This window comes from Microcoleus sp. Pol17C6, from assembly GCF_036701145.1.
Taxonomy (GTDB): Bacteria; Cyanobacteriota; Cyanobacteriia; order Cyanobacteriales; family Microcoleaceae; genus Microcoleus.
In genome coordinates this window covers 125,167-149,776 of sequence record NZ_JAUBQH010000006.1, presented here as the reverse complement: position 1 = coordinate 149,776, position 24,610 = coordinate 125,167, and the positions used below count along the sequence as shown (strand labels likewise).

Genomic DNA, 24,610 nt, shown 5'->3' with positions numbered 1-24,610 from the left:
GAAGTATAAATTACTTTTCAACTAATGTTGGGTTTCGCAACTCAACCTAACCTAATATAACTAGGGACAGATGGCGCGATCGCCAAAATTAGAGATAATATCTGCTGAATTGAACCTGTCAACCTCGCCCAAGGTAAAAAAATGATTAAATCCTGGATGGTAATTGGAGGCGTCGCCTTTGTAGTAGCTTTAGCTGCTAACATAATCGCGCCCAGCGACATCCAATGGTTCAACCGCTTGCAGCGTCCGAGATGGCTAGTATTTGAAAAAGCAATTCCCCTAATTTGGACAGTAATTTTTATTTGTGCAGCTTGGTCAGCAGTGATTGTGTGGGAAAAAGAACCAGGAACTCAGGAGACTTGGCTGAGAATGGGTTTGTACCTGCTTTTAGAAATAGTAACTATATCTTACACCTCGGTTATGTGCAAAGTTAGGAGCCTAAAAGTCGGCACCATAATCGGCGGAACGGGCGCTATTTTAAGCGTTATCCTCGCTTTAACGGTGTTGCCAGTTTCGGAGCCGGCCGCCCTGTTATTGCTGCCTTACATACTTTGGAGTCCGATCGGCACTTACACCACTTGGGCAATGATGCACCTCAATCCGGCGGATGTTTAGGATCTGGAATTAGTCCTTTTAGTGGGATGGCAAGCATCGGGAAAAAGCACTGTTTTTCGGTAGTCTCTAGCTGCAACGCAGGTTTGAGTCAGCAAAGACTTGATGCCAAATAATTGTACAGTTGCACAACTGGAAGCTTATGATATCGGTAGCCCAAGCTGCATGAACCAAGTGTGCTTGTCTATGTAACCGCGTTGAAAATGGATTTTGCCATCAACAATATGAAAGAAGCCACAGCCTTTTAGCGTAAAACTTTTGCCAGTTGGTAGGTTGCCACCAAACTCACCTAGAAATGTTCCGCCACCAGTCCACTCGACGATCGCCCACTCGCCATCCTCAAACAGATTCTCAACGTGCGTGTAATTGTCTGGAAAGGCTTGGAAGAAGGTAACAAAACTCTCAAGCAATGCCTCACGCCCGTTTATAGGATCGCCAAAGGCAACTTGATGGTTCTCTGCATCGTCGTGATAAAGCTCGATCAGGGCGTGAGGGTCACGAGCGTTATAAGCAGAAACCCAGTCTTGAAGAACTTGCTTGGGCGTTTTCATCTTTGGTTCTCTAATACAGATAAGTAAAGATATTAGTTAGCACCTTCTCACCCTCAAATTTACCGACTCGGAGGGCTGCTCGGAGGCTCAGTTTCCGGGGGATCGGGAGGGGGAGATTCAGCATCGGGAGGGTTCAGCGACTCCTCCCAAACTTTGATTTGCGATCGAGCTTGCTCAAAAGCCCGAGTACCCGAGGGAATTTTCTTCAAAGTCGCGATCGCCCCAGCCAGATCCGACGACGACTCTTCCACACCAAGCGCCAAAATTCGCTGGCTCCACTCATCAATCGCCTCACTCGCCTGCCACCGAAGCGAACTCGACTCCGGCACCTGAAGAGCCAGCCCAATTGCCGTTTGCAGAGCCTCCGCAGTCCCCGCTCGGGCAGCCTGACGGGCGTTCTCCAAACCTTGCTCGCCCTGAAATTGAGCCTCCCAAGTCCGAATGTTCGATCGAGCTTCCTCATAAAGCACCCGTCCCGATCGAATCCGGCGGGCCATCTCAATTGCCCCCGCCAAATTGCCGCTCGCCGCTAGCTGCTGAGCTCTATCCAAAAACGGCTGGTCAACAAGCCGCTGTCTCCTCTCGATCCAAGCTTGAATTTTGGTTTGAGCTTCCACGTAAAGCGCCCTACCTCTAGCGATCCGAGAAGCTTGAGCAACGGCCGCTTCCAGAGCATTCGGATCGCCTGTACTTGCCAAATCGTTCGCTCTTTGCAAATACGGACTGTCTTCCAGCAGCTCGATTTGACGGCTCAAGGTGCTAATTTGACTGCGAGCTTCCGAAGCGCGGGGATTTGATTCCGGGACTGTTTGCAATTGCGCGATCGCAGCCCTCAAATCATTTACCCCACCAGGCGCCGCCAGCCTGCTTGCCAAATCCAAAACTTTCACATCAGCCATTTCTTGTTGCCAGCGGCCGACTAAATCTTGAGCTTGTTTGTATAAAGGGCGGCCGGACTTCAACTTTTGAGCAATCTCGATCGCCTTGGAGAAACCCTCAACAGAGCCAGTCAAAGCCTGAGAAGTAGCATTCGCCAACTCATTAAAATCCTGTACTTGTTCCCTTAAATTTGCCGACTCTGGAATCTTGTTAGCGATCGCCATCGCCTCCTGCCAATCCCCTGCTTGCAAGCGTTTTTGGGCGATATCCAGAATTTTCTTGCTAAATTCCGCGATTGCCTTATTGGCAGCTTGATACAAATAACTGTTTTGACCAATTCCCTGAGCCAGCTTAATCCCCGTCACCAGATTGTCGAGACCTCCCTCGGAGGCAGTATTCCGGGCTTTTAGCAACTTATTGCCCTCAGCCCGAGTCGTCTGAATTAGCTTAGTCAATTCCTCGTACTTAGCCGATTCCCAGAAAGTATTTCCCAAATCCAAAAGCAGAGTAGCTTGGCTGAAAGCCAGCGTCCACTCTTCCTGACGCAAGTGGTCTTCAGCCTTGCGGTAAATTTTCTCTGCATCGCTCCATATCGACTGCCACTTTTCAATCTGCTTTTCCATCTTCGGGTAAGCGGGAACGTTTTTAGGAACCTTGCGAGCGAGCGCAATCGCCTCATCCAGCTTTCCTTCTTGGAAACTAGCATTTCCCAGTCTAAGAATATCCTCCGACCACCGATCGATTTGAGTGTTAATTCTCGGCCGCAGGGGATGGTTTTGTGGCAAAGCATTCACTAATTCGATCGCCCTGAGCAAATCATCCGCCGTCCGCTTGCTTGCTGCTTCTTGAGCACAAAAAAAGCGATCGTTAGCAGAAGCCGTTGGCCAAAAAATCTTTGAGCAATTGGACTGCGAGGTCAGGTTGAGTAAAGACGCAATTGCCACAAACCCCATGCCCACCGATAGCATCAAACTCAGCGCCAGCCAAAACTGCCACTTATTCGACCAGTTCCGCCAAAACGGATTGTGTGTCCCCGGCGGCTGCGAGTTTTCCCCAGACAAATTCGGCGGTAGTTCCAGATGCCCTCCCGGCAGTTTTCCCGAAGTAACCAACTCTCGGAGCTCTTTAAGTCGTTCAGCCCGGTTTTTCCTTGCTGGTAAGCGCACCAGCGACGAAGTATCCTTTGTTGACTCCAAGGATTCTGATGCAGACCAACGGCCTGGTATTTTGCGATCTTGACTCATATCCTCACCACAAACAGCAACCAGCCAGCGTTAGTTATTTAAAAACTGCGAGCGCTGCTATCAACTGCTCTATAAAATGTATTCATCACTTTTACATACTCCCGTCGGCCCTAGACTGCAAGGGCCGATCGCCAAACCGCCAAAATCAAAATTTTGTGATTAGGTAATTGATAATGCGTAATTGGCAATTGGTCAAGGCCATCATCCCTAACTCGCACTCAATAGAGCCAATTACACATTATCGTCTCAAGAACCGGAGTTCGATCGCAAATCGCCGATGAGTTCTGCAAGTTGGTCGCTATTAGCTTTGTAAACCTCGTTGCAGAAATGGCACGTAGCCTCAGCCCCCCCATCTTTTTCAATCATGTCTTGGAGTTCCGCTTCGCCCAACATTTTCAAAGCTCCCAAAACTCGATCGAACGAACACCCACAGTGAAACCGCACCATCTGAGTTTCCGGGAAAATTTCCAGGCCCATATCTCCCAGTAACTCTTCGAGAATCTGGTGCAGCGTTTTGCCCGATCGCAGCAGCGGCGTAAAGCCGGACAATTCAGCAACTCTAGATTCTAAAGTTTGCACCAATTTTTCGTCCGTTGCCGCCTTCGGCAGAACCTGCAACAGCACACCCCCAGACGCTTCTACCCCGCCCGCCCCTACAAACACCCCCAAAACTAGAGCCGAAGGCGTTTGCTCCGAGGTTGCCAAATAATGAGTCAGATCGTCGCCAATTTCGCCGGAAACCAATTCTACCGTACTTGAATAAGGGAAGCCATATCCAACATCCCGCACCACGTACAAATAACCGTCACCTATTGCCCCGCCCACATCAAGTTTGCCTTGAGCATTGGGCGGCAATTCCACTTCGGGATTCTCCACATAACCTCGAACTGTTCCATCGAGTCCCGCATCAATCAGAAGCCCGCCCAGCGGCCCATCTCCTTTGATGCGAATGTTGACTCTCGATTCGGGCCGTTTCATGCTGGAGGCGAGTAACAGCCCTGCCGACATTGTGCGGCCGAGGGCCGCTGTAGCCACGTAGGAGAGCTTGTGCCGCTGTCTTGCTTCTTCGGTGAGGCGGGTGGAAATGACGCCTACAGCGCGAATTCCGCCCTCTGCGGCTGTAGCGCGAATTAATTGATCGGCCATGAAAAACCTTACTTTGTCTTTTGATACCTTCTTGAACTATTTTAGAAGTTCTTGAAGGTTGTGGCAGCAGATAGCAGCAGTTGACTCGGCGGGCCTGGGAGTGCGATCGAAATTCAGAACTCGCCTCTCTTTTCTATAAAACCTTGATTAACCGACTCTTTATTAACAAATATTCGGCGGATTTTTTCCACTTAAATATTTATTTGAAAAAGCCCGAATAACGAGCACATTTATTTTATTTAAGCCAGCGTCTCGTCAGTCATTATTTTATAACAACTAACAACTAATGACTAATGACTAAAGCTTATCTTGGCGCTAACCAGACGATTACCAAACCTTTACCTTGGCCGGCTAGAGTGAGAGGCGTAGGTCTCAGACAAATGTTTTTTAGCTGGAAATAAGGGATATGCCACCAACATCCAAAGCACTTTTAGCGGAAATCCAGCATAACACAGGAGCGAGCCGAAACTTGCATTTCTATGCCAAGGGCGAAACCATTCCTATGATGTCGCACGGTCTTTGGCGAGTCTGTCAAGGTCTAGCACAACTAAGCACGCTTTATCCAACCGGGGAAGAAGGACTGTTGGGTTGGGTTGGGCCTTCGATGTGCTTCGGTTTGTGGTTGACAAGCTTGCAGACTTACCGAGCTACGGCGACATCAGATGTTTATTTGATGTGGTATTCTATGGTGGAAATCGAAGCTTATCCTCAATTGGCTCACGAGTTGCTGCCTCAAATGGTACGGCGGCTGCGGCAAATGGAAGCAATTTTAGCGATCGCCGGACAGCGGCGAGTAGATGACCGTTTGTATCAGCTACTGCTATTATTGCAACAGGAATTCGGTCAGCCTGTGGTTGAGGGAACTCGTTTGAATATCCGCTTGACACATCAAGATATTGCTAATGCGATTTGCACGACGCGGGTAACTGTAACTCGAATCCTGGGAAAATTGCAGCAGCAAGGGTTAATCAGTCGAGATGGCGATCGGCATTTAATTCTTAACAAAGATGTTTTTGCGTCCACATCGGATTTGTTTGGCTGCAACCCTCAAGCAGTGTAGCAAGCGCAGAGAAAAATCTTATTCTGCTTCGCCAATCAGCGTAAACGCGGCCCAATCTTGCGGAGTTGGGTGCATCTTCATTGTTGTCAGCATTGCTTGCCGCAAAGCTTGAGCTTTATTAGGGTTTTTCTGTAACTGGCGATAGAATTCTGCCATTAATTCCGCTGTCTGCTCATCCGGCACTAACCACAGAGAAACGATAATACTGGAAACACCAGCACTAATGAAAGCACGAGATAATCCAAGCACACCATCACCTGTGAGTTTTCCTCTGCCAGTATTGCAAGCACTTAATACCACTAATTCAGCATTTAATTTTAAATCCAAGATTTCGCTCGAAGTCAGCAACCCATCATCATTTCCTGATGGAGCAAGGGCAATCGCTCCCGGTAAATCTCGTCTCTTCACTTCATTGAGTAATCCGTGAGTTGCCAGATGAATAATCCGGGCTTTTAGCATCTGTTGAACAACCGATGCTTTAGTCGCTTGAGAGCCTGTAATCGGTTTAGTATTAAGAATTTGGGCAATTGTAATTGCTTCCCGTTCGCTGCCCGGTAAGGGATCTAATTGGCGCGGCGGTGTGCCAATTTTGGGCATAATTGGATTGCCTACAACTAAGTTATCCTGGAGAGAAAGTTGTCGGACTTTTTGCCGTGATTGGCGGGTTAACTGCAAAATTTGAATGGCGGGAGCAGTGAGGATGGTATGTTTTTCAATCAAATATTGACCTGTCGGATCTTGTAAGGCGACAAAGGGAACTAAAAACAGGGATTGATGGGGAATGAAGATGATAGGAGCATTCGGGTCAGTAGGTAAAAGATCGGCAATGGGTTGAATGAGTAGTTGATAACTTTGCTGTAATTTGGGGTAGATTATCCGAGAATTAGCAGTGGTAGAAGCAGGGGGATTAGCTGTTTGTTTATTGGGAGTGTCCCCCGCCGATACACCCAGAGCCTCGCGAGTGCCGCGAATCATCTCAGCGATGGCGGTATCTCGATCATTTAATCCTCTCGTCCCCAGAGCAGCAGATACTCTTGCCCCTTCGGTGACTTCGGGTAGATTGATGTTAAGAGATTTGAGGTCAACGAAGCGAAAGGTAATTTCACCAGTCGGCTTGATGACCCAAATATAAAGGGCTTGATTCCCAATAGTTGAATACTCGACGAGGGTAGCGTTTTGCTCTTTAGCGATTTGTTGAATTTGCTGGATATTGGGTGGGTTGATAGTAGTTTGGGCAGATGCAGATGAGGCTTGGCGAGATGCCAATAACTCGACAAAAGCTCTGGCTCTACCCCGTTCGGCAATTTCTAAAGCGTCATTAGTTTTTTTCTGAGCAATGAAGACTTTTTGTAAAATGCCGTAGACCCTAGTTTGAGTTTCAAATATTGACACTTTATTGGCATCGTCTAATCCAGCACGGAGAGATTCCCAAACTTTAATACTATCAAGTAGGGTTTTCTCTGCTGCTGCGAGATTGCCAGATTTGGAGAGAGCAAGTCCTAGATTGTTGAGAGCCCCCCCCTCGTTTAGGCGGTCTTTTATTTCTCGCGCGATCGCCAACCACTGCTGAGCGTAGTCGATGGCTTTGGCGTAGTCGCCGAGGGAATCGTAAGCAATTCCCAGATTTCCCAGAGATGTCCCCTCGCTTTGGCGGTCTTTTACTTCTCGCGCGATCGCCAGCGACTGCTGTTGGTAGTCGATGGCTTTGGCGTAGTCGCCAAGGGAAAAGTAAGCACTTCCCAGATTTCCCAGAACCGCCCCCTCACTTTGGCGGTCTTTAATTTCTCGCGCGATCGCCAACCACTGCTGTTGGTAGTCGATGGCTTTGGCGTAGTTGCCGAGGAAAAAGTAAGCATTTCCCAGATTTCCCAGCGCCGCCCCCTCGCTTTGGCGGTCTTTAATTTCTCGCGCGATCGCCAAGTCCTGCTGAACGTACTCAATGGCTTTGGCGTAGTCGCCGAGGAAATTGTAAGCATTTCCCAGACTTCCCAGAGCTTTCCCTTCACCTTGGCGGTCTTTAATTTCTCGATAAATTATTAGTGCCTGTTGCCAAGACTGCAATGCAGCTTGAAATTGACTAATCTGATACTGCTCAATCCCTTGGTCTAACAGTCGGTCTGCTTCAACTTTCCGCTCAGCTTGCGTTTGAGCCAAGGCCTGAGAATTGAGGATTTTAAATTGAGAATTAGGGATAAACCGAAACTCACCTACAGTCAGCGCCGCTAAGATTGAGATCAGTCCCGACAATCCAATTTTTTGCAGTTTCATAACTTTTGACAGGCCACTGGTTTGAATATCCACTTGACACATCAAGATATTGCTAATGCGATTTGCACGACGCGGTTCAGTTGACTGTTGACTGTTGACCGCACGCGGGGCGACTTCTAACTGGAAGGAAGAGGATTCGAGTAATGAATAGTCTTCTTTTAATTTCTCCCGATCGGGCTTTGGGCTTTAAACCAATTCTGTCTGGTAACAGTAACGCGAATGATGGGAAAATTGCAGCAGCAAGGGTTAATCAGTCGAGATGGCCATCTCGGCATTTAATTCTTAACAAAGGTGTTTTGTATCCGCCTCCGATTTGTTTGGCTGCAACCCTCCAGCAGTATAGCAAGCGACAGCCATTTGCATCTACATAATGCTGTCTAATATTAAAGCTCTCATCGAATTGCATCAGAATTGTCTGTCTTGATTTTCCTCCCCCTATCTACAGCCATACATTTGTAGCCAGAAAAGATATCATTAAGCGGTGCATTTATTTAGGAAAAAACTCAATGGCTAACTCAACTCAAGAAACACCGCAACCAGACAATAAAGAATTAACTGACATTACAGCTAAACCTCAAGAACAACAAGAAGAACCGCCCAATAAGGGTGACGGGCGGAAATAGTCGATCGCCCGGAATGACAGGGCCGTAGAAGGTAAAGAAACCGGGTTTTTTGACTCTTATTGAAGGTTTTAACCAAATATTTTGGTTAAACAACCCGGTTTCTAGCTACCCGCGCGTCAAAGAAATAACTTGACAAATTATTCAGTTTGTGTAGTTGCGTTGTTTGATCGCAAGTTCGGCTTTCCCGGCTTTCCACGGAGGCCGTTTAAAGAAACCACATCAGCCTCAGAACTCTCCCTCGCCACCCGAATCAGCAACCCCGACAACAACAAACTTGCCAACATCGAAGAACCCCCATAACTAAAAAACGGCAGTGGCAACCCCGTAGTCGGCAAAACCCCCGTCGCCACCCCAATATTCAGCAGCGACTGTCCCACCATCACCACCATCACCCCAATCGCCACCAACTGACTCTCACTATTTCGAGCCTTCATCGCTACTCTCAACGCCACAGTAGAGTAAGCCGCCAACATCAGCAACAGAGAGAAACCTCCCACCAAACCAAACTCCTCAGCAAACACAGCAAAAATAAAATCGCTGTACTGAATAGGCAAATAAAATAACTTTTGCTGCGACATCCCCAAACCCACACCCCAAACGCCCCCAGAACCCACAGCCAGGAGACTTTGAATCAATTGATAGCCGTCTTGCATCGGATCAGCCCAAGGATTGAGAAAAGACATAATCCGGCGGCGCTGATATTCCCTAAAACTAATACTTAAAACGGCTAAAAGCATTCCCCCCATTGCCGTTGCGCCCAACTGCAAGTAAGGCAAGCCCGCCGCCAAAGCCACCAACCACAAAGTCATCCCGCACAAAGCCGTGGTACTTAAATTCGGCTGCAACAAAATTCCCAACAGCATTGCACCGAAAATTAACAGCCAAGTTAAGCGAACTTTATTCGTCAACCGAGGCCAGTTGCCGAAAATGCGGGCGCTTTGGAGAACAAAAAACGGCTTAATCAACTCAGAAGGTTGAATAATCGGAACCGGGCCCAGAGATATCCAGCGAGTCGCCCCGTTGATTGTGGTTCCCACCCCCGGAACCAAGGTCAGCCACAGTAATCCCAGCAGCAACAAAACGCCTAACTGAGATGTTTTCATGATGTAGCGCAGTGGGGAGTACACCATCAAGTTAAAGCCGGCCAGCCCGATCGCCACTGCGACTAGCTGTCGTTTAAAATAATAAAGGCCGTCTCCAAATTCATAATTTGCAATGGGATAGGAAGCCGAAAACAATGCTGTCAGCCCTACAAACAGCCACAGAAAAGTCAGCCACCTCAGCCACCGAGCCTCAGCGGCCCATTGAGACGCGCTGGGGTCAAAAAAGGGAATCAAGCGTCGAATGTCATTAGCCATAGGATTTTAGAATGCTCTCAATAAACTCTAACAAAGATGGCTAAAGTACCAGATTGGTTAATTTACGCATTAATCTGTTCGCTATTATATGGTTTGTGGGGATTTTTTGGTAATTTAGCGACTAAATATATTGACTACAAAACTGCTTTTGTTTATGAAGCAATTGGCGCTATTTTAACTACTTTATTTATTATTTTCCACACTAATAATTTTAGTTTTGAGGGAGATGTTAGGGGAATTTTGTTTGCCATGTTAGTTGGCGTTTGTGGCACGGTGGCATCATTAGTATTTTTTATAGCCCTTGGCAAAGGTGAAGTTGCCAATGTAGTGAGTGTTACTTCTATCTACCCGCTGATTACTATATTATTATCGTATTTATTCTTGAAAGAGGCTATTACATTACCGCAAATGCTTGCTGTTTTGTTAGCCATAATCGCAGTTATACTTTCTGCTTATTGAAATATTTGTCAATGATTAGATTAACAACGCTGGACATTCTTCGTTTAAAATAACAAACAAAAAAGAGGTCGATGCGACCTCTTACCCCTCTACTAATCCAGCTTCGGCTCTTAAAGCAAACCTGTATTAGCTCCGGGCTTACCGGTAGCCAGTTGCACTTTAATAATTCTGCCGCCCATTTTCATAATTCTTTGCTGTTCCCGGAACCAGTTGTCGTAAGGAACGAGCTTAGTAAAATAGGTATTTTGCAATTCGCGCTGAGTGCGGATGCGAGTTTGACTGGGGACGCAAGCAGTCACCTTAAACATTCTCATGGGAAACTAACTCCTGAGTAGGTTTACAGATTATTAGATGGATTTTTTAAAGATTGAAGGCAGGGAGTTAGGAGTCAAAACTAGCTCGTTAAAACTCGTCGGGCTTTCTCGACCAGCCTTTGACGGTCTAGCAATCACTCTCAACTTCCCTGACCTCTTTTCAAAGCCAAAGGTAACAAGTCCAAAGTTAAAAGTTAAAAGAGGCAAGAAATAAATGTTATTTCTTCTTCTTTCTTCCTTCTTCCTTCTTCCTTCTTCCTGAGTCTTAGCTCAAGCCAGAGCAGATGTAGTCGAAATAGACGCCCATTTCTTTACCAGCGTCAGAACCGACCAAACCGGCGGTGACTTCTTTCATTGCTTGGATTGCTTGTACGGTAGAACCGATGGGCACGCCCAAGGAGTTGTAGGTTTCTTTCAAACCGTTGAGCACGCGCTCATCGAGGATGGAAGGGTCGCCAGCCAACATAGCGTAGGTGGCGTAGCGGAGGTAGTAGTCCAAGTCGCGGATGCAAGCTGCATAACGACGAGTGGTGTACATATTGCCGCCGGGACGAGTTACGTCAGAGTACAACAGAGACTTAGCAACTGCTTCTTTGACGATTGTGGCTGCATTGGCGCTGATGGCTGTAGCGGCGCGGACGCGCAGTTCGCCAGAAGCAAAGTAGTTCTTGAGCTTGTCTAGAGCGCTGATGTCCAGGTACTTACCTTGAACGTCAGAGGAATTGATAACGGCGGTAATTGCGTCTTGCATGGTTGTCTTGTTTCCTAGAAAGTGGCTGAGTCAGTCCAATTTTGGAGCTAGAATTTGGAATTTGGGATTTGGGATTTGAGATTTTTAACTGGCTGGTTATTTGCAAAAGCTTTTAACTTGTTGCCGGCAACCCCCAATTTTTCAATCTAAAATCGAAAACCTAAAATCGAAATTCCTTACTGCATCGCACCGATAACGTAGTCGAAGTAAGAGGAAGCTTCGGAAGCATCTTCTCCAGACAGCAGCGAGCTTGCTGCATTTTTCATAGCACGAACGCCTTCGGCGACGGCTTCAATCGGGGTGCCGAGAGATTTGTACATTTCGCGGACGCCGACAATACCGATTTCTTCGATCGGAGTAATGTCGCCAGCTACGATTCCGTAGGTAATCAAACGCAGGTAGTAGTCCATGTCGCGCAAGCAAGTTGCGGTCATTTCTTCGCCGTAAGCGTTGCCGCCGGGAGAAACAATATCAGGGCGCTTTTGGAAAAGTTGGTCGCCTGCTTGCTTGACGATGCGTTCGCGGGATTCGCTCAAAATTTGGGCGATGCGGACGCGGCGTTCACCAGAGGTGACAAAGCTCTTGATCCGATCTAATTCACCTGGGCTCAAGTAGCGAGCTTCGGCGTCTGCGTTGACGATTGATTTGGTGACGATACTCATCTTGTGTGTACCCGCTGGATATTTTGCTATATGAACTGCTCTGCGCTGAGCTAGCGAAGGCGGGCGCTTGCGTCCCGTATCTTTCCTGCTCAGGCAGGAGCTTTGACGGGGAAGGCTGGACTTTCCACAATCAGCAACTGTTGAAGTTGTTGGGGGGTGACTGCCTTCGGTGCTTAACGGCGCTGGTTCTTCACGCCGGTGCGCTTGTGAGTGCTCGCACTAAGCCTGTCGCTTACAATACCATAAATGACTGATGCGATCTTTAATTTATGATCAAGATTGCAGCAGGCCACTTAGTGGCGATCGAGTGACTGTCGGGCAGTTAGTAAGGATATTGCTTCTCTGACACAACTACCTCTCGCAAGTATTTTGAGGCATTATGTTCACATTCTGAGTGTTACTGTAATAGTTTGTAACATTCTTTTTCATATTTGGGCCCTCGCTTGGGTGTTCTCGGTTAAAATTTCACAGTTAAAAAATTGCTAAAATTATCTCGCAGCAATGCTTACAGGCGATCGAGCATTGAGCTGGAATTGTGACGGGCGACGGCGCAACCATCAAAGACTTTTCCCTCAGAGGGAAGGGAGACAGGCCGGAGGCAGGGGGGCTCATTGGTGTCAACTTAAGCTTTTAGTCCACCATTCCTCCCACTCACCAGGCAGTCCGCCAGGGAATGAATTCCCTGTCTTATAGCGAAAGTCCTCGCTTCCGAGGACTGAAGAACTCCTTAGTCCTCGGAAGCGAGGACTTTCGCTTTGAGGCTCTTGTTTCCCCCCCTGACGGGCTATCGGTTTTACCTTAAGCTGACACCAATGAGGGGGGAGATGTGAGACGATCGCACATCTTGCACCATTCTGAATAAGTCTTCGACGGGCGGGCTCTCCTGCCCAACCCCTACTACCCACAATAAAACTCACTCTTTGTGTTTGTGCAACAGGCCGTCGGCGCTGTTCTCGCTCGCGATGCCAGATATTAATATCATCGGAAATCGTAACTTTCGAGCTTGTAGCTAGATTTGACTCTCACTTTTAATCTGGTGCGCCGTGAAAAGAAATCCATCAGCCCTTAAAAAAGCTTTACAGTTTGGCATTAGCGGTGCTGTCGGCGGTTTCGTCGGCAATCTAATCACCGAACCTTTCATGCAGGGACTCACTGGTTCGGAATCTGTTTTTGACAGTGTATTGTCCACAGCTCGGTGGTTTGGATTGGTAGGCGGTGGCATTGCTACGGCTATCATGTTCGGCTATTATTACTATATCAAAGGCAAGCCTCAAATTAAACAAGCTTTAAAAAATGGCGGATTGTTTGGTTTAATAGCAGGAGCAATTTCTGGGGCGATCGCCGAAGGTATTTACAGCGGAATTGGCGACGGAAACAACGAATTATTACGAGTAATTTGCTGGGGAATAGCTGGCAGTTTGTTAGGACTGGGGCTGGCACAGCGGATTCCTAATTTGGGAGCGCTTCGCGGCATGGGAGGCGGCGGTGTTGGAGGAGTTTTGGGCGGCTGTTTGTTTATTCTGTTTGCTTACAATCTATCCGGTACAGCAGGCCGTTTAGCTGGGTGTGCTGCGATCGGTTTTTGGATAGGAATTATGTTGGTTGTAGCTGAAACTTTGTTCAACAAAGCTTGGCTGGTAATTAGTTATGACACCGGAGCAAATCGCACTCTCACTCTGGGTTCGGAACCGGTGACTTTTGGCAGTGATGAAAATTTGTCTATTATCTGCATTCCTAATGTTTCGCCTTTGGCAATGCGGTTTCAGTTGGAAGCAGGTCAAATTGTTTGCGAGAATGTGGATAGCGGAGCGGTTAGTTATTTGCGATCGGGCGACCAAAAGAGAATCGGCAACTGTACAATTACAGTAGGAAACTCGGACTTGCCAGCCCCAACATCGGCAAATATTCCGCCTACCTTTATATCAGATCAGCCCGCAGTAAATTCTTTTACCAGCGGTCAATTTTCCCTGAAATTAGGAAGTCGAGTTATTCCTCTGAGTGCGGGAACTCAACTATTCACCTCTGACATACCGAGTTTAACAGCCGCAGCATCTAACGGTCTTGTAGCTATAGTCACTTCTAGATCGAGAAACGAGCTTTCGTTAGGATTGACCAATTTGTGCGATCGCGCTTGGTGGGCTACAGACATTCAAGGCGATATAAAAATGGTAGAACCTGAAAGTACCCTGACTTTGGCGTTGGGAACTCAAATCGAATTCGGTGAATTAGAGGGCGAAATTGTGTAAGTAAGAGAGTAAGCTGTTGCACATTTAAACTGTGATACAAGCATTACCCTTGTTTTTGATTTTGCGACCCCATTTAATTACAGCATTTTCTGATGTTAGGAGGTAGGAGCGATAACGTGGAAAACAAGGCGTTGCTTAATCAGGGTATGAATCACCTTTTCGATTGAAGTTACAAAACTCACCCAACTTGGCTTAGAGCAATTGGGAAATCTTGAATTAATACCTGTATTCAGCAACGCCTCCGACCACTCGTGCGTCCACGACTATATTTGTCACATTGGCGTCCAGGACTGTTCAATTTAACTGGGGCGAACGTCACTAAGTTCAATCATTCCGCAAGGCTGCGATCGGATCTAAGCGAGCGGCATTCCGAGCCGGCAATACTCCAGCTAACAACCCGACGGTAAAAGACAGCCCAAAACCTGCTGCGATAGACCATACAGAAACCACAAACGGAAATTTGAACGCTGTCGAGGCCCCAAAGGCGATCGCAATTCCCAACCCAATACCAGCCGTTCCCCCCACCGTGGAAACTAAAATAGATTCCGCCATAAATTGAATTAGAATTGCTGCATTAGTAGCGCCTACCGCTTTGCGAATCCCGATTTCCTTAGTGCGTTCCACAACAGAAACCAACATAATATTAGCAATACCGATGCCGCCAACCACCAAAGAAATTCCGGCGATCGCTCCCACCATAACCGTAAATAAACCTATCACATTGCTGAAAGTATTAACTATCTCAGCTTGATTGACAACTCGAAAATCATCCGGTTGTGGCGGATAAATATTGTGGCGCAAGCGCATGATATTTTCTACTTGAAATTGAGCATCGGCTAAATCAGCTTCGCCCGCAGTTTCCAACCAAAAACCCGAGATCGCAATCCCCGCTAAAGAATTTCTCCCCACAATCCGCGAAGACATATTTTTCAGGGGAATATACACTCGATCGTCCTGATCGGTTCCCCCTACAGACCCCTTGCTTTCCATCACTCCAATAACCTTGTAGCGGTTTCCCTGAATGCGAATATCAGAGGATAGCGCATTAACTCCGGCTCCAAAAAGTTCGTCTCGCACCTTAGAACCGAGGACAACTACTGGCTCAGCAGCATTCAATTCATCCTCGTTAAAAAACCGTCCTTCTTGGGGTTGAATGTTCTTCACATCTGGATAGTTTAAATCCGTTCCCAAAATAGCAGTAAATGAATTTTGTCCGCCATAAACGACTTGCACTTGGCGCTGCAAATAAGCCGAAATCGCCTTAACTGCAGGAGCTTGTTTGCCGATCGCCTTAGCGTCATCCCAAGTAAGGGTAGTAGCAGAACCGCTTCCCTGACTGACACCGCCCGATCGCGAAGCGCCGGATAAAACCAACAGCACATTTGTACCCAAAGCCTTTAACTGTTCTTCTGTTGATTTTTGTACTCCCTGTCCCACCGAAGTAATGGCAATTACCGAAGATATCCCAATAATTACGCCCAGCATAGTTAAACTGGTACGCAACTTATTATTCCACAGCGCCTCTGTCGCCATGAACGCGATTTGAACATTAGAGATTTTGTTGGTGCGGGGGCAAGTCTGTAATTTCATGTTGTTTGTTATTTATTATTTATTATTTGGTGGCAACTTCTAAGAAGTATGCCTAAATTAGTCCCTAATTTATCACCTGACGATGCAACCGGAAACGATATGATTTGTGGCACAATCCGCCGGGGGTTGAAACCCCCGTCTCATAGCTAAAGTCGCTTGAAACCGACTGAAAATTCGTCTGAAACTGATGTATATCAACTAACTCTTCAGTCCTCTTTCAGAGGACTTTCGCTATGAGACAGGGATTTCAATCCCTGTCGGACTGTCGGACTCTCTCGCGGACTAACTAATGACTACTGACCACTAACGCAAGCGCGTTCCCCCACCAGGTTGCAAACCCGGAATTCCACCCGACGAGGGATTTTGGGATCTAGGCCGCAATCCCGGGGGGAAACTCATCAGCACTTTTTCATTTCCTTTCAAACCCGATCGCACTTCCGTCTTGTCATCCACCGTCACACCAGTCTTAATCGGCATAAAAGCAGGTTTACCATCTTCTCCACCGGGAACATAAACCCCCGATTCCCTTTGTTGGCGGACAATTGCCGCAGTCGGAACTACCAAAACATTTTTGAGTTCACCGGCCTTAAACTCAACATTTACATTCATGCCCGATCGCAGCATTTGTTTATCGTCATTAATAATTGCTGCTTTTACCTCAAAACTTGTCACATTTTGCTGGACGATCGACTGAGGCGAAATTTGAGTGATTTTACCTGTAAAAGTCTTTCCCGCAAAAGCATCGGCTTGAATAGATGCAGCCTGGCCAATCTTAATCTGAGAAATATTAGTTTCTGCTACGTTTGCTACTAATTGATTTTTTGAAGCTAAGGACAAAATCGAAGAAGAAGTCGCTGAAGAAACCGCACTACCTGCCGTAGTGGGAGTCACAAAAGCGCCCGGATCGGCGTACTTGCGGGTAACAGTGCCGGTGAAAGGAGCCCGCAGCACAGTATCGTTAATCTGCGCTTGAACGCTTTGCAGGCTGCCTCTAGCAGCGAGAACTTGGGCGCGGGCTTGGGCGATGTCTTCGGGGCGGGAACCAGATTCTAGCAGCGCCAAAGCTTGCTGTTTTTGCTCCACTGCGGCCTGCCCCGCAGCGATGTCTTCCGGGCGTGCGCCCGATCGCGCCAAGGCCAAAGCTTGCCGTTTTTGCTCCACAGCGGCCCGCCCTGCTGCGATGTCTTCCGGGCGTGCGCCCGATCGCGCCAGGGTCAAAGCTTGCCGTTTTTGCTCGACAGCAGCCCGCGCAGAAGCGATTTCTTCAGGGCGAGTACCCGCTTGCAGCAAAGCTACAGCTTGTTCGGCTTGTCTAACTTGCGTTTGAGCTCGATCGCGCGCGGTGCGGGAGTTGTTGACAACTTGCAAAGCAATGGCTCCAGCATTATAGAGCTCCTGATTTCTCTGAAAGTCTTCCTCTGCTTGGTTTTTGGCGTATTCGGCATCTCTGAGTTTGGCGATCGCTTGGGCGATGTCTTCAGGCCGATTGCCCTTGAGCAATTTTTGTAAATTTGCCTGTTGTTCAGCTAGTTGTGCCTCGGCTACGGCAATATCCTGGCTTCGATTGCCGTTGAGCAATTTTTGCAACGTTGCCTGTTGTTCAGCTAACGCTGCCTCAGCTACAGCAATGTCTTGGGTTCGATTGCCGTTGAGCAATTTTTCCAGACTTGCCTGTTGTTCTGCCAACACTGCCTTAGCCACAGCAATGTCTTGGGTTCGATTGCCGTTGAGCAATTTTTGCAGGTTTGCTTCGGCGGCTGCGAGTTGTCCGCGAGTTTGGGTAAGTTGTCCTTGGAGGTTGGAGTCGTCCATGTAGGCGAGAATCTGCCCTTGTTCAACCTTATCTCCTTCCTTGACAAGCAAACTTTTGAGCATTCCTGAAGTTTTGGGGCTGACGTTAACGGAACGTTCGGGCACTATTGTGCCGTTTGCCGAAATTGTAATCGGCAGGTTCACCCTTTCGACAGCAACGGTTTTTTCCTTGCGCCTGGTTTCGCGGCTGGATTTGACTGTGAGTTGGCTGTAAGCTGTGTAGCCTACTCCTGCAAGCAGGGAAGCGGCGAGGAGTCCGCTAACCCACGGAGTCAGCTCTTTTTTTATCTGAAAGTGCTTTACTAAGTACATATAAATTAGACATATCGGGCGTCTGTTCAATTTAGACCGATCGGGAACAGAAAACGTTCAATTATGATATTTTTAGTTAGGATGGAGCGTTTGTCGCTCAAATCAACCGTTATGCGACAAGTCCTCTATGGGGGTGTGGCGGGAAGCCGATCTTTATAAGCACCTTCTTTCTGGTTGATTCAGAAGCGTTTAGGACTGCACCACAATCGTCGGAGGTATGATTTTGATCGAGCTCAAGATATTTACTGCGCAAATACGAATCTAGTTGGTAGAGACTATACTGGAAAATAATAGGAGGTTAGAGCAATGGATCAGCATCATCGATACTTGCGAATCGCCCTTGTTGTTGTCGGAATTGCCTTTCTGCTTGTCTATCCACTGATGAAGGTTTGGTCATCTGGCTGGTCATGGCAACCAGGCCAATACGAATACGAACAGATGATCGTCGGCATTTATGCGACGCTTGGTGTCTTTTTGCTGTGGGCTTCTCGAAAACCAGAAACACATCTCAGCTTAATCTGGTTCACAGTCTGGTCGAGTGTAGTCCACGGGCTGATCATGGCGGTACACGCAGTGATTGATTCTGCGGAACGCGGACACCTCCTCGGCGATGTTCCAGCATTGATTTTGGTGGCAATTGTCCTTGGTTTCCTAGCGTCACGCGAAGTGGTGCCAAGTGAATGAACGGGCGCGGCAGAACAAATCAAATCCAGCAGACAGACGAAACCCGGGCTGCTGAGTTAAAGACATCTAGGGCCGCTGATTTGATTTGTTCGATCGCTGATAGTGCATTTTCTCTATTAGTAGCAATCGCTGCTAAGTCAGCAAGATGTATCTCACCCCACTCGTAAAGCGTTGCGATCGGCTCAAGGAAAATTTCACCTAATGATGTTAGTGAATATTCAACCATCGGTGGGATATTGACATATTCTGCTGGAGCTTATATCGTGTCCGGGCGATCGCGTATAATCAGATCGAACAGATCGAACTTTTGAAAAGTTCGATCGCCAATTTCATACTCAACAAACAGCCACTACACCCAACTCTGTAATCGCTGCCTCCGGGCCCACCAAAGAAATATACGGTTCTACAAAATATTTCTTAGCAGCATCCCGCGCTTGTGAAGCTGTCACCTGTGCAATTTCTTCTTGAAACTGCTGGTCAAATTTAATTCCCAATCCCAAAATTTCGTACCAGCCTAAAACTTGGGCAATTTGCGAATTAGTTTGTTTTCCTAAAGCATATTGACCGAGCATTTTATTCTTGCAAGCTTGCAATTCTTCCTCGCTTAGTTCGGTGTTGGCGAGTCGATCGACTTCTGCGCGCAATCCTTCAAAAGCAGTCGCCGTATTTTCCGGCGCCGTACCCATGTACACGACAAACTGAGCCGTGTCCAAGCGCGTCGCGTAGACCGCAGAAACGTCGTAAGCCAAGCCCCGCTTTTCCCGCAGTTCCACAAACAACCGGCTCGACAAACCGTTACCCAAATAAGTATTCAGCAACTTAATCGCTGCATAGTCTGGATTTTTGACAGAGGGTGCGAGGTAGCCCAGCATAATCACTGATTGCTGGGTATCTTGCGCCGTAACGACCGATTCAGGGGAGGGGTAGAGAGGGGGGACGTTTAAAGTTGGTAAGGGTGTTAAAGGCGCTTTCCAGTCCCCAAAAGTTCGATCGATCAGGGCGATCGCATCTTCGGTGGATATTCTGCCGGCGACAGAAATAACTACATTATCGGGACGGAAATAGGTTTTGTGGAACTCTTCGAGCTCGTTTCTGGTGAGCTTTGACATAGTAGCTTCCGTGCCCAAGGGAGAGAAAGCATAGGGGTGTTCCTGGTACATCGCGTGCCGCAATTGCTCGAAGGCGATCGCAAATGGCTGTTCTTGTTGCGATCGAATTGCCGATATGGCAATGCGGCGTTCGAGTTCGACTTCAGCTTCCGGGAAATTGGGCGATCGCGTCAATTGCGCAGCCAACTCCAAAATCTCCTCAAAATCCGCAGAAACCGTCTTCAAACTCACTAAAAAATAGTCTGTAGTAGAGTCGGCACTCAACCTCGCTCCCACCGATTCTACACGCTCGGCAATTTCCAGCGAAGACAGTTGATCGGTTCCCTTAGTCATTACCGCCGACAGCAAGTGACACAATCCTGCTTGTTCCGGCTGCACGTAGCGACTGCCGGCCCGCAGGAATATCCTAGCTGCAATAATATCTGCTGCTGGATTTTCTGCTGCTAAGACAACAATACCGTTGTCTAAAACCGTGCGCTGGATTTCATTTTTCATGGTTAATTTAGTTGGGAACTTGTACTGAGAGTAGCTGAAGTATTGGTAATTGAAAATGGGTAATTGGTAATTGGTAATTGGTAATTAGTAATTACTTGATTGCCATTTTTCTATTTTCCATGCGGATCTTGTATGATGTCATACCGGGCAGGGCCTGACCCACAACATCTAAATGTAACAACATCTATCCCGTAGGGTGCGCCACAAGCACAAAGAGTCCCGGACAAATGCCGAACATCTCTCCGGTATCAAAAATATATGTATTTTCACCCGTTTACCAATTAGATTGGTTTGAGTACCACGGCTGTATAGCGTCGGGGAGAGAGATATTGTTGAGCTAGGCGCTGGAGGTCTAAGGGCCCAAATGCTTTAATCCTGGTGGGATAGCTGAGCGCTAATTCCGCAGTGGCGATCGTATTGTAATATCCGTAAAGACCGGCGAGCTGTCCCGGCGTTTCGAGCGAGAAAGCAAAATCGTTGCACAGCAAACGCTTACAGCGGAGCAATTCTACCTCGGAAACTGGCTCAGACTGCAATTCCCAAAGTCGATCGCAAATCCGAGATTCCACCTGTTCAATATCTTTCGCGTCCAAGACTGCACTGATAGTAAATAAACTCGATTCCCGTTGCAGCGAGAAAGTGCTGTCGATCGCCTCTACCAATTGTAATTCTTCCCGCAATTCCCTGACTAAACGCGAAGTCCGCCCGTCTGCAAGCAACACCGACAGCAAATCCAAACCGCAAGCACTTTGCAAGTGTTCAACTCCCGGGCCTGTCCAGGCCATCATTAGCCGCGCTTGTTCCAATCGGGGGAGACAGAGTTCCTGACGGCGAATTTCTATCAGTGGCGGTTCCGCCTCTGCCGTTAATTTGGGACAATCCCACCGATCCGAAAACTGCTCGAATGCTTTCCCCGTAATATCTCTGGCTTGTTGTTCATCAATTCCCCCGACTATCACCACAGTCATATTTTCCGGCTGATAGTGCGATCGGTGGAAACAGCGCATTTCGTGGGGAGTTCGCGACATCAGCAGTTCTTCCGTGCCCAATACCGATCGCCTGTAGGGATGCCGCTGGTAAACTGTTTCCATCATGGCTTGGAAACCCAGCCAATCGGGATTGTCTTGAGCTTGGCGGATTTCTTCTAGCACCACATCTCGCTCGCGATCGAATTCCCGATCCGGAATCGAAGCCCGCAGCAGCAATTCTGCCAGTGGCTGCGCTGTTTCTGCTAAATAATCGGCCGCAGCGTTGACGAAAAAATGGGCGTAGTCGTGACTTGTAGCTGCGTTGGCGACACCCCCGCGATTTTCGATTACCTGGTCAAATTCTCCAGGGGCGATCGAATCCGTCCCTTTAAATATCATGTGTTCTAGAAAATGAGCCATTCCCGACCAAGAATCCGGCTCCAGCGTAGCGCCAGCCCTCACCCACACGTCTAGCGCGACCACCGGTGTGGCCGAAATTCGCTGGTGAATGACCGTTAACCCGTTGTTGAGCTTCCAGACATTTGCTGGGAACTCTAAAGCAGTGAGCAGTTGAGACAAGCTAGTTATTCTTAAACTTTAGTTAACTTCGGCTGCAACTATGGTAGCGCTTTACAGCTCTGCGATCGGGATTAATTGATACAGAAATCATTACTCATCTGCCATTAATCCTTACTCATCAGTTATTTTTTGCTTTTTGCTTTTTTTCAAGCAGTCTCAAATACTTACCATTTTTTTGTTCAAAAGTCAATAGGTTGCGCGGGATATTAATTAATCAGTCGGGAGAAAGAGGATGTTATCAGAATATATCAATAAATTAAAAGATGTAAGAACACTAAAGACATTGAGAGGAGAAACGACAGATGGTAGCTACCCTAGAAGATACCAAGCGCCAAGCGATCGCGACTAAATTAGCAGACATGAAAGCGCTGCAAAACTTGTTGATCGCCAACGAGCAATTGTTCATCAATTCCTGCAACGACTCCGAACTGTGCGATCGTTTCCGGGATATGCTTGAGGACGATCGCAAAAACTTGGGCGTATTAGAAACCGTAATCGTTCAATACGGAATTCAAACCGAACCCAAAGAAACATTCACAAAAATGATCGAAGAAGTTCAGAAACTCATGAAAGGTTCTGAACTAACATTGTTTGAAAAAGTCGCTCAGCACGAACTGCTCAAACACAAACAAACAATGGCCGGTCTGTTAGTACACAAAGCCGCTCAAATAGTCGGCGCAGACATCGAAGCCGCCATTACTCCCCTCAACACAGTTAACTTTGAAAACCGCGCTCACCAAGAGCAACTCAAGGGAGTTATGGAAATCTTGGGCGTGCGCGAACTAACCGGCAAAGACCCCGACCAAGGCGTTTGGGCCCGCGTGCAAGATGCAATGGCAGCCATGACCGGCATCATCGGCGGTGCAGTTACCCGCAGCAAAGATGAGATGAACATCACCGAAATCATCTCCATGGATCACCGCAAAGCCGATACCCTATTTATGGAAATCGCAAGCACCGACGATCCTCAAAAACTACAAGAATTCTTCGGTCAACTTTACAAAGACCTCAGCGTTCACGCCGAAGCCGAAGAACAAGTTGTTTACCCAGCAATTCGCAGCTACTACAGCAACACTCAAGAGCTTTACGACGAGCAAGCAGAAATGAAGCAAATGCTCGCCAAGATTAAGTCAATGAGCCCGAGCTCTCCTGAGTTCAAAGCCCAAATCAAACAGCTCCAAACAGCAGTTAAAGATCACGTAAAAGAAGAAGAAAACGATATGTTCCCTCAAATTCGCCGCAACTTGAGCGAAGCACAAATGGAACAAATGGCTACTCAATTCAAAGCAGCCAAAAGCACCATCCAGCAAGAAATGGCTAACCTGAGCTAATTCAGCAGCGAGCTAATTGTAGCTCTAGGTGAGCTCAAAACTAGCTAAACTGCAACCTATCAATCCCGCTACATGGGTAGCGGGATTACTGTTTTGTGTAAACTCACAAATGTTCAAAAACTCACTAAAAAAATGAATAAACCCGCCCTGGCTAAGCTGGTTGTAGGGGCGGATTGATTTAGATTCTGAGTTATGATGTGAGATTGTGGGTGACACCCGCGCCTAAAAAATGCGGTTATATAGCGGTTCTCAGGAAAGTAAGGTACTCTTCCAATGACCAATGTCCAATGCCCAATGCCCAATGCCCAATGCCCAATGCCCAAGAACACCTCATGTTACTGAGAAAGGCTATATATTAACTCGCGCCAAATCTACCCGTTAATAACAGATCCGCCGTTGGGATGCAAAATTTGACCAGTCATGTAAGACGAATCTTTTGAAGCTAAAAACACGAAACTGGGGGCAACTTCATCGGGTTGACCGGCGCGTCCCAAGGCCGTGTCTGCACCAAATTTCTCCACTTTTTCTTCAGAGAAAGTTGCAGGAATTAGAGGCGTCCAAATCGGGCCGGGGGCGACTCCGTTGACGCGAATTCCTTTCTCAGCTAAACTTTGAGACAAAGAGCGAGTAAAGGCAACAATTGCTCCTTTGGTGGAGGAGTAATCTAGTAATTGTTGATTGCCTTTATAGGCGGTGACAGAGGTAGTGTTGATAATTGCACTTCCCTCTTTGAGGTGTTTGAGAGCGGCTTTTGTGAGATAAAACATCGAGAAAATGTTGGTGCGGAAGGTGCGCTCTAATTGTTCGGCGGTGATGTTTTCGATGCTTTCTTGGGGATGCTGTTCGGCGGCGTTGTTGACTAAGATGTCGAGATGGCCAAATTCTTTAACTGTTTGTTCTACAAGGTTTTGACACACGCTTTCGTCGCCGATGTCGCCGGCGATCGCAATACAGCGCCGGCCTTGTTGTTCGATCGCCTCTTTGGTTTTTTTGGCATCATCATCTTCGTTAAGATAACTGATGACTACGTTAGCGCCTTCCTTGGCAAAGGCGATCGCCACCGCACGCCCGATACCGCTGTCTCCGCCCGTAATTAAGGCTACTTTGTCCCGCAATTTGTCGCTACCGCGATATCCCTCCGCGAAGGATTGGGGTTGCGGGGTCATTTGCGATTCAATACCGGGTTGCTGTTCTTGATGTTGAGCCGGATTAATCTTCTGTTCGGTTGGCATAAAAAATTCCTCTACGTTCTACCTCCATAAATAAAGGTTTTCTGTAACTAGGGAATCGCTCTTTTTGCCGATCGTGCCCTACGACTAAAGACAGTAATTAAAGAGATAAATAAACCCGTCAGCCGAACCCATGATTGTGGCGGGCTGGTTTATATAAATTGTGAGTTTTTCTCAAAGATTGTCAGTAAAAAGCGCCCCTACGAGCATCGGGATATATTTGTTGTAGAGGCGGGTTTCACGAAAAATATTTCCGGTAATTAAAGAAATCGATAAACCCGCCGCGCGAGCCTCTAATTATTGTCACAACAGCAAAAAGCACGCCAAA

The 24,610-nt window shown here is 47.5% G+C and carries 21 protein-coding genes; 7 read left to right on the top strand and 14 right to left on the bottom strand.

The window, feature by feature from the left end; translation table 11 throughout:
* Positions 1-141: 141 nt before the first annotated feature.
* Positions 142-615 (top strand): TspO/MBR family protein, encoded by a 474-nt coding sequence (locus tag QUA25_RS05345; RefSeq protein WP_333036148.1) that lies wholly within the window; start codon positions 142-144, stop codon positions 613-615.
* A 137-nt stretch (positions 616-752) separates the two neighbouring features.
* Here the strand turns inward: QUA25_RS05345 and QUA25_RS05340 are convergent, their stop codons facing one another.
* The 3 genes from QUA25_RS05340 to hslO all read right to left on the bottom strand — a co-directional run bounded on the left by QUA25_RS05340 (position 753) and on the right by hslO (position 4,432).
* Positions 753-1,163, bottom strand: a complete 411-nt coding sequence (locus tag QUA25_RS05340; RefSeq protein ID WP_333036147.1) for an ester cyclase — start codon at positions 1,161-1,163, stop codon at positions 753-755.
* Positions 1,164-1,222: 59 nt separating this feature from the next.
* Positions 1,223-3,286, bottom strand: a complete 2,064-nt coding sequence (locus QUA25_RS05335) for a hypothetical protein (protein ID WP_333036145.1) — start codon at positions 3,284-3,286, stop codon at positions 1,223-1,225.
* A 246-nt stretch (positions 3,287-3,532) separates the two neighbouring features.
* The gene (hslO, locus tag QUA25_RS05330) at positions 3,533-4,432 is read right to left on the bottom strand and encodes an Hsp33 family molecular chaperone HslO (RefSeq protein WP_333036144.1); all 900 of its coding nucleotides are present in this window, start codon (positions 4,430-4,432) and stop codon (positions 3,533-3,535) included.
* A gap of 406 nt (positions 4,433-4,838) precedes the next feature.
* Here hslO and QUA25_RS05325 point away from each other — a divergent pair, with 406 nt between their 5' ends.
* Entirely contained in the window at positions 4,839-5,492 is a 654-nt protein-coding gene (locus tag QUA25_RS05325; RefSeq protein WP_333036143.1) for a Crp/Fnr family transcriptional regulator, read from the top strand.
* An 18-nt stretch (positions 5,493-5,510) separates the two neighbouring features.
* Here QUA25_RS05325 and QUA25_RS05320 read toward each other — a convergent pair whose 3' ends face one another.
* Positions 5,511-7,760, bottom strand: coding sequence for a CHAT domain-containing tetratricopeptide repeat protein (locus tag QUA25_RS05320; protein WP_333036141.1), 2,250 nt, complete (start codon positions 7,758-7,760; stop codon positions 5,511-5,513).
* Positions 7,761-7,903: 143 nt separating this feature from the next.
* Here QUA25_RS05320 and QUA25_RS05315 point away from each other — a divergent pair, with 143 nt between their 5' ends.
* Entirely contained in the window at positions 7,904-8,131 is a 228-nt protein-coding gene (locus tag QUA25_RS05315; RefSeq protein WP_333036140.1) for a hypothetical protein, read from the top strand.
* A 389-nt stretch (positions 8,132-8,520) separates the two neighbouring features.
* On the opposite strand, the gene QUA25_RS05310 is transcribed toward QUA25_RS05315, so the two are convergent.
* Positions 8,521-9,741, bottom strand: a complete 1,221-nt coding sequence (locus QUA25_RS05310) for an FtsW/RodA/SpoVE family cell cycle protein (RefSeq protein WP_333036139.1) — start codon at positions 9,739-9,741, stop codon at positions 8,521-8,523.
* A 36-nt stretch (positions 9,742-9,777) separates the two neighbouring features.
* Between QUA25_RS05310 and QUA25_RS05305 the strand changes: the two genes are divergently transcribed.
* Positions 9,778-10,200: an EamA family transporter gene (locus QUA25_RS05305; protein ID WP_333036138.1), complete on the top strand. Its 423-nt coding sequence runs from the start codon at positions 9,778-9,780 to the stop codon at positions 10,198-10,200.
* A 110-nt stretch (positions 10,201-10,310) separates the two neighbouring features.
* Here the strand turns inward: QUA25_RS05305 and QUA25_RS05300 are convergent, their stop codons facing one another.
* From QUA25_RS05300 to apcA, 3 genes are all read right to left on the bottom strand, one after another.
* Positions 10,311-10,514 carry a phycobilisome linker polypeptide gene (locus QUA25_RS05300; RefSeq protein ID WP_006634929.1) on the bottom strand — a complete coding sequence of 68 codons (204 nt, stop codon included), beginning with the start codon at positions 10,512-10,514 and terminating at the stop codon, positions 10,311-10,313.
* 265 nt (positions 10,515-10,779) lie between these two features.
* Positions 10,780-11,265 (bottom strand): allophycocyanin subunit beta, encoded by a 486-nt coding sequence (gene apcB / locus QUA25_RS05295; RefSeq protein WP_006634930.1) that lies wholly within the window; start codon positions 11,263-11,265, stop codon positions 10,780-10,782.
* A gap of 176 nt (positions 11,266-11,441) precedes the next feature.
* A complete protein-coding gene (gene apcA, locus QUA25_RS05290; RefSeq protein ID WP_333036136.1) occupies positions 11,442-11,927 on the bottom strand; it encodes an allophycocyanin subunit alpha in 486 nt (161 codons plus the stop codon).
* A 1,043-nt stretch (positions 11,928-12,970) separates the two neighbouring features.
* Here apcA and QUA25_RS05285 point away from each other — a divergent pair.
* A complete protein-coding gene (locus tag QUA25_RS05285) occupies positions 12,971-14,173 on the top strand; it encodes a hypothetical protein (RefSeq protein WP_333036133.1) in 1,203 nt (400 codons plus the stop codon).
* Between the two features lie 324 nt (positions 14,174-14,497).
* On the opposite strand, the gene QUA25_RS05280 is transcribed toward QUA25_RS05285, so the two are convergent.
* Together QUA25_RS05280 and QUA25_RS05275 are read right to left on the bottom strand one after the other, a co-directional pair.
* Positions 14,498-15,763, bottom strand: a complete 1,266-nt coding sequence (locus QUA25_RS05280; RefSeq protein WP_333036131.1) for an ABC transporter permease — start codon at positions 15,761-15,763, stop codon at positions 14,498-14,500.
* A gap of 303 nt (positions 15,764-16,066) precedes the next feature.
* Positions 16,067-17,887 (bottom strand): efflux RND transporter periplasmic adaptor subunit, encoded by a 1,821-nt coding sequence (locus QUA25_RS05275; RefSeq protein ID WP_333036130.1) that lies wholly within the window; start codon positions 17,885-17,887, stop codon positions 16,067-16,069.
* Between the two features lie 306 nt (positions 17,888-18,193).
* On the opposite strand from QUA25_RS05275, the gene QUA25_RS05270 reads away from it, so the two are divergent.
* Positions 18,194-18,571, top strand: a complete 378-nt coding sequence (locus tag QUA25_RS05270) for a DUF6632 domain-containing protein (RefSeq protein ID WP_333036129.1) — start codon at positions 18,194-18,196, stop codon at positions 18,569-18,571.
* Positions 18,572-18,590: 19 nt separating this feature from the next.
* On the opposite strand, the gene QUA25_RS05265 is transcribed toward QUA25_RS05270, so the two are convergent.
* The 3 genes from QUA25_RS05265 to QUA25_RS05255 all read right to left on the bottom strand — a co-directional run bounded on the left by QUA25_RS05265 (position 18,591) and on the right by QUA25_RS05255 (position 21,722).
* Positions 18,591-18,806: a hypothetical protein gene (locus QUA25_RS05265; RefSeq protein ID WP_333036208.1), complete on the bottom strand. Its 216-nt coding sequence runs from the start codon at positions 18,804-18,806 to the stop codon at positions 18,591-18,593.
* Between the two features lie 100 nt (positions 18,807-18,906).
* Positions 18,907-20,175 (bottom strand): pitrilysin family protein, encoded by a 1,269-nt coding sequence (locus QUA25_RS05260; protein ID WP_333036128.1) that lies wholly within the window; start codon positions 20,173-20,175, stop codon positions 18,907-18,909.
* A 281-nt stretch (positions 20,176-20,456) separates the two neighbouring features.
* Positions 20,457-21,722: a pitrilysin family protein gene (locus tag QUA25_RS05255; protein WP_333036126.1), complete on the bottom strand. Its 1,266-nt coding sequence runs from the start codon at positions 21,720-21,722 to the stop codon at positions 20,457-20,459.
* A 302-nt stretch (positions 21,723-22,024) separates the two neighbouring features.
* Between QUA25_RS05255 and QUA25_RS05250 the strand changes: the two genes are divergently transcribed.
* Positions 22,025-23,053 carry a hemerythrin domain-containing protein gene (locus QUA25_RS05250; RefSeq protein ID WP_333036125.1) on the top strand — a complete coding sequence of 343 codons (1,029 nt, stop codon included), beginning with the start codon at positions 22,025-22,027 and terminating at the stop codon, positions 23,051-23,053.
* Between the two features lie 371 nt (positions 23,054-23,424).
* Here the strand turns inward: QUA25_RS05250 and QUA25_RS05245 are convergent, their stop codons facing one another.
* Complete coding sequence (locus QUA25_RS05245; protein WP_333036124.1) at positions 23,425-24,285, bottom strand: SDR family oxidoreductase; 861 nt, start codon at positions 24,283-24,285, stop codon at positions 23,425-23,427.
* Positions 24,286-24,610 lie beyond the last annotated feature (325 nt).

Bases quoted from the DNA above. Each gene is read 5' to 3' on its own strand.
- QUA25_RS05345 (WP_333036148.1), top strand. From the start codon at position 142: ATGATTAAATCCTGGATGGTAATTGGAGGCGTCGCCTTTGTAGTAGCT.
- QUA25_RS05340 (WP_333036147.1), bottom strand. From the start codon at position 1,163: ATGAAAACGCCCAAGCAAGTTCTTCAAGACTGGGTTTCTGCTTATAAC.
- QUA25_RS05335 (WP_333036145.1), bottom strand. From the start codon at position 3,286: ATGAGTCAAGATCGCAAAATACCAGGCCGTTGGTCTGCATCAGAATCC.
- hslO (WP_333036144.1), bottom strand. From the start codon at position 4,432: ATGGCCGATCAATTAATTCGCGCTACAGCCGCAGAGGGCGGAATTCGC.
- QUA25_RS05325 (WP_333036143.1), top strand. From the start codon at position 4,839: ATGCCACCAACATCCAAAGCACTTTTAGCGGAAATCCAGCATAACACA.
- QUA25_RS05320 (WP_333036141.1), bottom strand. From the start codon at position 7,760: ATGAAACTGCAAAAAATTGGATTGTCGGGACTGATCTCAATCTTAGCG.
- QUA25_RS05315 (WP_333036140.1), top strand. From the start codon at position 7,904: ATGAATAGTCTTCTTTTAATTTCTCCCGATCGGGCTTTGGGCTTTAAA.
- QUA25_RS05310 (WP_333036139.1), bottom strand. From the start codon at position 9,741: ATGGCTAATGACATTCGACGCTTGATTCCCTTTTTTGACCCCAGCGCG.
- QUA25_RS05305 (WP_333036138.1), top strand. From the start codon at position 9,778: ATGGCTAAAGTACCAGATTGGTTAATTTACGCATTAATCTGTTCGCTA.
- QUA25_RS05300 (WP_006634929.1), bottom strand. From the start codon at position 10,514: ATGAGAATGTTTAAGGTGACTGCTTGCGTCCCCAGTCAAACTCGCATC.
- apcB (WP_006634930.1), bottom strand. From the start codon at position 11,265: ATGCAAGACGCAATTACCGCCGTTATCAATTCCTCTGACGTTCAAGGT.
- apcA (WP_333036136.1), bottom strand. From the start codon at position 11,927: ATGAGTATCGTCACCAAATCAATCGTCAACGCAGACGCCGAAGCTCGC.
- QUA25_RS05280 (WP_333036131.1), bottom strand. From the start codon at position 15,763: ATGAAATTACAGACTTGCCCCCGCACCAACAAAATCTCTAATGTTCAA.
- QUA25_RS05275 (WP_333036130.1), bottom strand. From the start codon at position 17,887: ATGTACTTAGTAAAGCACTTTCAGATAAAAAAAGAGCTGACTCCGTGG.
- QUA25_RS05270 (WP_333036129.1), top strand. From the start codon at position 18,194: ATGGATCAGCATCATCGATACTTGCGAATCGCCCTTGTTGTTGTCGGA.
- QUA25_RS05260 (WP_333036128.1), bottom strand. From the start codon at position 20,175: ATGAAAAATGAAATCCAGCGCACGGTTTTAGACAACGGTATTGTTGTC.
- QUA25_RS05250 (WP_333036125.1), top strand. From the start codon at position 22,025: ATGGTAGCTACCCTAGAAGATACCAAGCGCCAAGCGATCGCGACTAAA.
- QUA25_RS05245 (WP_333036124.1), bottom strand. From the start codon at position 24,285: ATGCCAACCGAACAGAAGATTAATCCGGCTCAACATCAAGAACAGCAA.